Here is a 4,987-nt window from a genome sequence, read left to right as displayed (position 1 = left end):
GAAGTTTCTTTTACTACGTCTAAAGTTATTGAAGACGGCAGTTCTGTTGTCGTGGAATGGGTATTGAAACCTAATCAGGAAATTTCTGAAATTTTCTGTTTCGGAACCAACATCACTATGCAGACTGAAGAAAAAGGTCGTTTGGCAAGCTCTGAGCGACGTTTCAGGAGTTTCTTCGAAAACGCCATCGGTCTGATGAGTATGCATGATATGGACGGAAACATTCTTGCAGTAAATGAAAAAGGCAGGGAAACTCTGCAGTATTCCATTAACGAAGTGAAAGATTTAAACCTTCGTGATCTTGTTCCGGAAAAGAACTGGCCTTCACTGCGTGATTACCTGGAACGTATTAATAAACAGAAAGAAGACTTTGGAACTATGATTCTGAGGTCTAAAACCGGACTTGAGCAAGTATGGATGTATCACAACCTTGTGGAAACAGACGAGGATGTAAAGCCTTATGTAATCAGTACGGCACTAAATGTTACCGAAAGAATGGCTCTCGAAAGAGATTTAATTCATACCAAAAAAATGCTTGAACAGACAAGTTCCGTAGCTCAGGTCGGTGGCTGGGAAGTGAATCTGAAGAAAAACACCCTGTTTTGGTCACAAAGTACCAAAGAAATTCATAGAATAAGTGACGACTATCAACCTGATCTGGAAAATGCCATGGGATTTTATACGGGAGACAGCAGAGAAAAAGTTGAATATCTGTTCAACAGAGCAGTAAAGGAGGGAATTCCTTACGATGATGAATTCCAGCTTGTTCGTAATGACGGAGTTAAAATCTGGGTAAGGGTGAAAGCGATTCCGGAATTTGAAGGTGATGTTTGTACAAGGGTTTTCGGTATCATTCAGGACATTGATGTTTTCAAGAAAATGTTCCTTGATATTGCAAAAAAGGAGGCCATGATGCAATCTTTTGTAACGTATGTTCCCGTTGCTGTTGCCATGTTCGATAAAGATCTCAATTACATTTCTGTAAGCAGCAAGTGGAAAGATGAGTTCAAAATGAATGAGCATAATCTCATCGGAAAGAATCTCTTTGGGGTTTCACCTAACATTCCTGTGAAACGAAAAGAAATTTATCATGCTGCTTTGCAGGGTAAAACATACATCAATGAAGATTTTGCAATTCATGTTGATGGGAAGGATGAGATTCAGCATTTGGATCTTAAAGTTGGACCATGGTATCTTTCTGATAATGAAATCGGAGGGGTTATTGTTTCAGTACAGAACATTACCACAGCTGTAAAGACTAACGAAGAACTTAAAAATGCAAAAAAAATGGCTGATATTGCAAGTAAAGCAAAATCAGAGTTCCTTGCGAATATGAGCCATGAGATCCGTACTCCGCTAAATGGAGTTATAGGTTTTTCAGATCTTCTTTTGAGAACTCCTCTTAATGAGATGCAGACACAGTATCTTAATTATATAAATGAATCAGGAGAAAACCTTCTGAATATTATAAATGACATTCTTGATTTTTCTAAGATAGAATCCGGCAAAATGGAACTTTTAATAGAGAAAAGTAATGTCTATGACATGGTGAGTCAGGTTATTAATGTTATTCTTTATCAGTCTCAGAAAAAAAATATTGAACTTCTCTTAAATATAGAACCCGGACTTCCAAAAACTTTGTTGCTTGATGAATCAAGATTAAAACAAATCTTAATCAACCTTCTTGGTAATGCGGTAAAATTTACTGAAAAAGGAGAAATCGAGCTTAAAGTTGAAAAGCTCAATATTGATACCACAAATATTGTTCTGCGATTTTCTGTGAGGGATACAGGTATAGGTATACCTGTGGAAAAGCAGAAATATATTTTTGATGCCTTTACTCAGGAAAACAGCTCTATAAGTAAGCGTTATGGAGGTACAGGTCTTGGTCTTACGATATCAAACAATATTTTGGGATATATGGGAAGTCATTTGTCTTTGACCAGCATACCTGAGCAAGGTTCCGTGTTTTTCTTCGACATTGAAATCCCTTATGAAATATCAAAATCAAATGAGGATGACGATCTCACTATAAAAAAAGTACTTGTGGTTGATGATAATGAAGCAAACAGAATCATTCTTCAACATATGCTTACCTATAAAAATATAGAATCCACGCTGGCTGCCAACGGAATGGAAGCGCTACAGATTTTGCTTGGAGGCGACCGTTTCGATGCGATACTGATGGATTACCATATGCCGGTAATTTCCGGTCTGGAAACAATTAATAAGATCAGAGAATTATTTAATGAAAAAAGCGAGACTTCACCACTTGTAATTCTTCATACTTCTTCTGAAGAGCATGATGTCATTAGTTCTTTCCGTAAGGAAGATGATTCTTATTTTCTCTTAAAGCCTATTAAATCTGAAGATCTTTACAAAATTCTTAAACGTGTTTCACAAATAAATGTATCGGAAGTTGCTGCACCTACAAATCTTGAAAAGGATGATTTTTCCTTTATGAAAAATCTGGAAGTTCTTTTGGTAGACGATAATCCGGTGAATATGGTGCTTAATAACAGATTGATGAAATCACTGACGCAAGATGTACAGCTTACAGAAGCGGTAAACGGTCTGGAGGCATTGGAAGAATGTATGCAAAAAGATTTTTCAATCATTCTTATGGACGTGCAGATGCCGGTAATGAATGGGATTGAAGCTACACAGAAGATCCGCCACTTACCGGGATACGAAAATGTGCCAATTATAGGTGTGACGGCAGGAAATGTATTGGGTGAAAAAGAGAAATGTCTGGAGTCCGGAATGAATGATTTTCTGCCAAAACCTCTACGTCAGGCAGATCTGTTGGAAATGCTCAAAAAATATATTGGCATTGCAAAAGATAAAGATATTAAAGCTGAGATCGTTCCTGAGGAATTTATCAGTATGGAAATGCTAAAGGAACAGATTGGTGATGATGAAGATTTCAAGAAGATATTTTTAGACCTTGTCATAAAAGAACTCATACAAACAAAGGATGATATAGGTGTCGCAGCAGCTGAAAAAGATGCAGCTGCGTCAAAAATGATTCTTCACAAACTTAAGGGAACTGCCGGAACTGTTGGTCTTTTCAGACTTTCGGAATCTGCAATACGATGGGAGAACAGTAGTGATGAAGATATAGATTTCAGAGAAATGAAGAGAGAAATCAGTAGTGGAATCACTATAGCATTGGACATAATAAAAAGTTTAATATAATAAAATCAGTCTAATTGTTTGTCTGATCACCAACTATGATGAATGGATCCTCCAATAAGCATAAACTATTGAAAGAACTACACTAAATAATTTTGTCCGCAATAGTAACGTTATTATTAATACATCATAGAAATGAACTGTTTATTTTGCCGCAACCTGTGCGTTCTGTATAACAAAATTATAGATTGACGGGAATTTGACCTGTATTTTGCGATTGTTTAATGTATTGAAAATAATTTTCAGAGCTATCTGAAGTAGCGAAAAATAGCTGCTACTTTCATAATGTCAGTTATTTAATTAAAATAAGAATAAAGGCTTTGGTTATATCAGAAAATGGTATTACATTTGAATTTAATGAAGTTTAATTGTAAAATTAAATTTCAACACACCAGTTATTCCAGTCACATTAAATATTTTTGTTATGAAAAAACAAATCGCTATTGCTGCGTTTTCTTTGGGATTAATATCTTTGGGAAGCAACCACGTTTCTGCACAAAATTCTGATAATGTCAGTACCTCAGTCAATATTGTTTTAGGAGATGTCATTTCTATGGATTTGGGGAGTAGTGGTTCAGGTGGAGCGATAGATTTCAATTATGTTAATACATCAGATTATAATTCTTCAAAAAATGTCACCGTACCAAACAGTCTGGTGATCAATTCATCCAAAAATTTCGATGTCAAAATAAAATCTGATGGCGTAAATTTTGTAAGTGGATCAAATCTTATCCCCGTTGATATATTACAGGTAAAAGCAGTATCGGGAGGTAGCTTAACCGGAACTATGAATGAGGTAACTTTATCTACAAACGATCAGGTCTTGGTGAGTAACGCAAGTTTGGGAGCAAATCAAACTTTGAATATTGGATATTCTATCACTGCAGAAAAGGCATCAAAGATTTTGCTGGGAAAACCTAAAGGAACCTATACACAGACAGTAACGTATACTGCAACAGCACTTTAACTGAATAAATAATAATTTTTATAGCCCTCAACATTTAGATGTTGGGGGCTTTTGGTTTGAAATAAAACCTTGTAGTTATTTTACTACATCAACTTCCATTTTCAACTACAAAGAAACCTTTGTCGCCGCTGTAGATTTGCATTGTTCAAAAGAGAACAGGAAATCAAGAATAAAAATTAAATAAAACTCTCATGACAAAACAAATCGTAATCTCAGCTTTGACTTTCGGTGCAATTATATTAGGAACCAACAGTGTTCAGGCACAGAACACCACCGCAACAACAACGGTAAACATTACCCTGAGCGATGTAATTTCTATCGATAACGGAAGTACTGCAATCGGCAATAATGTTGACTTTGTCTATACTACTGCAGCAGACTACAACTCGGATCAAACGGTTACTAAAGCAAACTCTCTGAAAGTGACTTCAACGAAAAACTTTAACGTTAAAGTAAAAGCCGGAGGTTCTAATTTTATAAGTGGTAGCAACTCGATCCCTGTAAATGTTTTGACGATTAAAGCTGCTGCATCTGCGGGAACAATGGGAGGAACAAAAACCGCTGTAGTTTTATCTACAGTTGATCAGAATCTAGTTACAAATGCCCCGTTGGGAAGTTCATTAACGTTGAATTTGGATTATCTGATTCCTGCATCGAAATCATCTTCTGCCGATATTTTAGGTAAACCAGCCGGAACTTACACGCAGACTGTAACTTATACTGCAACTGCATTGTAATTATTCCGATAAATAATAGATAAGAAAGCTCCCTTAATATCGACGTGTAAGGGATTTCTTTTTAAAACCAAATAAATAGCCTTGTAGT

At 36.0% G+C, this 4,987-nt stretch carries 3 protein-coding genes; all 3 read left to right on the top strand.

Annotated features, from left to right (window positions below; translation table 11 throughout):
* Nucleotides 1–3,198: response regulator (locus IC610_RS19840; protein WP_191738607.1), on the top strand; the 3,198-nt coding region annotated here is incomplete at its 5' end.
* Nucleotides 3,199–3,619: 421 nt separating this feature from the next.
* Entirely contained in the window at nt 3,620–4,162 is a 543-nt protein-coding gene (locus IC610_RS19835) for a peptidoglycan-binding protein LysM (protein ID WP_191738605.1), read from the top strand.
* 191 nt (nt 4,163–4,353) lie between these two features.
* The gene (locus IC610_RS19830) at nt 4,354–4,899 is read left to right on the top strand and encodes a peptidoglycan-binding protein LysM (protein WP_191738603.1); all 546 of its coding nucleotides are present in this window, start codon (nt 4,354–4,356) and stop codon (nt 4,897–4,899) included.
* The last annotated feature ends 88 nt before the right edge of the window (nt 4,900–4,987 follow it).

Origin of the sequence: Chryseobacterium caseinilyticum, from assembly GCF_014837145.1 — a bacterium.
In the GTDB taxonomy this organism is placed as follows: domain Bacteria; phylum Bacteroidota; class Bacteroidia; order Flavobacteriales; family Weeksellaceae; genus Chryseobacterium; species Chryseobacterium caseinilyticum.
This window is presented reverse-complemented; position numbering and strand designations above follow the sequence as displayed.